The 3112-nt window shown below is 55.8% G+C and carries 2 protein-coding genes and 2 pseudogenes; 2 read left to right on the forward strand and 2 right to left on the reverse strand.

What is annotated here, in order from left to right; all coding sequences use genetic code 11:
- Positions 1–121: 121 nt before the first annotated feature.
- Positions 122–352 (forward strand): annotated as a pseudogene (locus NFX52_RS29590) (transposase); the annotation flags it as partial.
- Positions 353–452: 100 nt separating this feature from the next.
- Here the strand turns inward: NFX52_RS29590 and NFX52_RS29595 are convergent.
- Positions 453–1049: a putative pterin-binding protein gene (locus NFX52_RS29595; protein WP_207402260.1), complete on the reverse strand. Its 597-nt coding sequence runs from the start codon at positions 1047–1049 to the stop codon at positions 453–455.
- A 470-nt stretch (positions 1050–1519) separates the two neighbouring features.
- On the opposite strand from NFX52_RS29595, the gene wecB reads away from it, so the two are divergent.
- Positions 1520–2665, forward strand: a complete 1146-nt coding sequence (gene wecB, locus NFX52_RS29600; RefSeq protein ID WP_082437196.1) for a non-hydrolyzing UDP-N-acetylglucosamine 2-epimerase — start codon at positions 1520–1522, stop codon at positions 2663–2665.
- 316 nt (positions 2666–2981) lie between these two features.
- Here the strand turns inward: wecB and NFX52_RS29605 are convergent.
- Positions 2982–3112, reverse strand: a pseudogene (locus NFX52_RS29605) (IS481 family transposase); the annotation flags it as partial.

Here is a 3112-nt window from a genome sequence, read left to right on the forward strand (position 1 = left end):
GCAACGCTGAGCCAGCGCGCAAACAACGCGATCGTCGCCACGCAAACTGCATCCACCTTCTTCATCATGCCCGCGATATTCGCGGGACATGTGGCTCAACTCAAGATGCCTCGGCTGGACGCTTACCATCGACATTCCCCGCGACCGCACGGGTAGCTTCGAGCCTCAGCTCATTGGCAAGCATGAGCGCCGCTTTACTCGCTTTGATGACAAGATCGTCGCCATTCATGCGTGCGGCATGACGGCGCGCGAGATCCGAGGCTTTCTTGCCGATATGTACTCGGTGGACGTCTCGCCCGACCTCATCAGCAGCGGCACCGACGCCGCGCTGAGCGAGGTCACAGCCTGGCAAGTCTGGGCACACCTACGGCGTGGGCACAGTCGCCCCCGCCGATGATCTCCCCGAGTTTTCTCGCAAAGTCCAGATGCCCACAGGATGCTCCAAAGCCATATCAGGCCTTCTTCACTTCAATGTGGTACAGCCCCCAGGGGCACAGGCCAAAGCGTTCCTTCACCGGCTTGTCCTTGAAGGCGGGCAGCACATCGGCGTCGTACACCGCCCACTGCGGGCCCAGGCCGCCCAGGGCCATGGGCTGGCCGTCGATGTGGGTGGCGACGATCATGCGGTAGGCCTGCACGTCGGCCATGCTGATGGTGACGTTGTAGCCGTCCACCGCGCGCAGCACCAGCTGCACGGGGCTGCCAGCGGCCACACCCGCAGCTGCGAGCACGGTGGTGAGTAGGGGGCCTTTGAGCGTGTGGGGCTTGCTGTCGTATTCGAGCGTGGGCTTGATGGTGACGGCGGGCATGCGCTGCAGGGCGGCAGCGTCGAGCGCGTGGGCTTTGTCGAACTGGATGCCGTGTTTGCCCATCATCTGGTCGATGGTGGCATCGAGCGCGCCCCGGTTAGGCTGGGTGATGGCGCCGCTGATGGTGAGCAGGGCGGGGCTGGCGGATGTTTTGGCGGGTGGGGCGGCGTGGCTGGTGGTGGCGGCGGTCCACAGGCCTGCCAGGCCCATGCCGACCGCGACGAAATTGCGTTTTCTCATCGTGCTCCTCGTTGCAAATGGGACGATGGTAAGTGCAAGACGCAAGGGCGCCATGCAAAGAATCGCCGTGGTCCCGCCACCGCTTGCAGGGCGCCAGAGTCCGCCGACTCCGGCCATCGCGCGCGAGGCCCGTGGCGCAGCGCCGGCATGCGGCAAGCACGGCGCTCGCTACGGTCTGCGGAAAACCTGCGTGGCGGTGTGCTCCTATGATTCAGGTCAAGCTCTCGTGCCCGCGAACCCACCATGGACCCTATGGCCCGACTCTTCAGTTGAAAAGGCGTAGGCGTACGATGGGGGTCACTGCGATGTTGTGTGAATCGCTGGTCTGCACCTCGCGTCACGCAAATCTTCATTCGCAGAGATCCCGAGACTGCACAAATTGTGACTGATCCCGAATAGAAACGAAGTCTCATCAATGCAGTCAACGGGTAACGGTTTTATTATTTTTATCACAACTCCATACCTTTGCAATGCAATCGCCCCGCCGGATAAAGATCATTTGCGTAGTGGGTACTCGGCCGGAAGCCATCAAAATGGCTCCGCTTATTATTGCATTGCGCAATACCCATTGGGCATCGGTGCGGATTGTTTCGACAGGGCAACACCCTTTCTTGGTCGAAAAAATGCTGTCGAATTTTTCACTGACTCCGGATTTAATTTGCGAAGTCATGAAGCCAAATCAGAGCCTGACAAAACTAACCATCCGATTGCTTGGTGAACTGGATCGTTGCTTTCAGGCTGAAAAACCGGACATCGTGATTGGACAGGGTGATACAACATCAGTAATGGCTGCTGCACTCGCTGCGTTCTACCTTCGCATTCCCTTTGCCCACGTGGAGGCGGGCTTGCGAACGAGAGACTATGAGAATCCATTTCCAGAGGAAATGAATCGCGTACTGGTCGGAGATTTAGCGCAATGGCATTTTGCGCCGACTGAGATTGCTCAAAGAAATCTCCTCGAAGAAGGAAAATCTGTCGATAGCATTTACGTGACGGGCAATACGATCGTGGATGCCTTGCTTTATACGGCAGGCCGCTGCCCGCCCTTTGACTTTCCGGAATTTGCGAATTGTAGAATGATATTGTTTACCGCACACAGGCGGGAAAATATTGGACAGCCATTTTTTGAAATCTGCCGGGCTGCGCGATATCTGGCTGATCTGAGAGACGATATATTTATTCTCTTTCCGGTTCATCCCAATCCTGCAATAAAGGATGCGGCATACTCATATCTTTCGAATCATCCGCGTATTCGCTTGACACCCCCGCTTGACTATATTGATTTTATCGCAGCCATGAAATCTTCATTTTTTATACTGACTGACTCAGGGGGAGTCCAGGAGGAGGCCCCATCCTTGCGCAAGCCGGTGCTGGTGTTGCGCAATGAAACCGAAAGGCCCGAGGGCATAGAAGCCGGTGTTACCAAACTGGTGGGGTGTGATTTTGATTCCATCGTCAATTCATCGCTGCAACTGCTTGATGACGATGCTGTGTACAAATCATTCTCACGGGGCAATTCACCTTACGGTGATGGCAGGGCATCAGAAAAAATCGTGAATATATTGCACAAAGCACTGGCAAAGCATAGTTATGCGCATTCTTCTGATCGCCTATGAGTTTCCTCCAATCATCGCAGCCCAATCATTACGATGGTTCTATCTTGCGAATGAATTGGCAAAGCTCGGTGTAGAAGTGCATGTGCTTTGTTCCGACATGCCTTCACTGCCGCCCTTTCATGAGGATTTTGCGTCTGGGGTTATCGTCCATCGGGTCTGGCCTGGTCCATATGTCGGTTTTTCTCAAAAAGCCTATTTAAATTTATCCAGGTGGGGACGAGGTGGTGGCGCGGTGGGGCCGCTGGGTGGCGATTCGGTCTGGTTAAAAATGCACCGGTGGGGGCGGCGGGTACTCGACCAGATTATATTTCCAGACTTACGTGTCGCATCCCGTACGATCATATGGTCGCTTGTGAAACAGGTGCGGGTGGGTCTGGTACCACTCTTTCATCGCCTGCATCGGCGTACTGCTCTTGAGCGCTGACTGCGGTAACTGGTGGTTGTACA

The organism is Acidovorax facilis (genome assembly GCF_023913775.1).
Taxonomy (GTDB): Bacteria; Pseudomonadota; Gammaproteobacteria; order Burkholderiales; family Burkholderiaceae_C; genus Acidovorax; species Acidovorax facilis.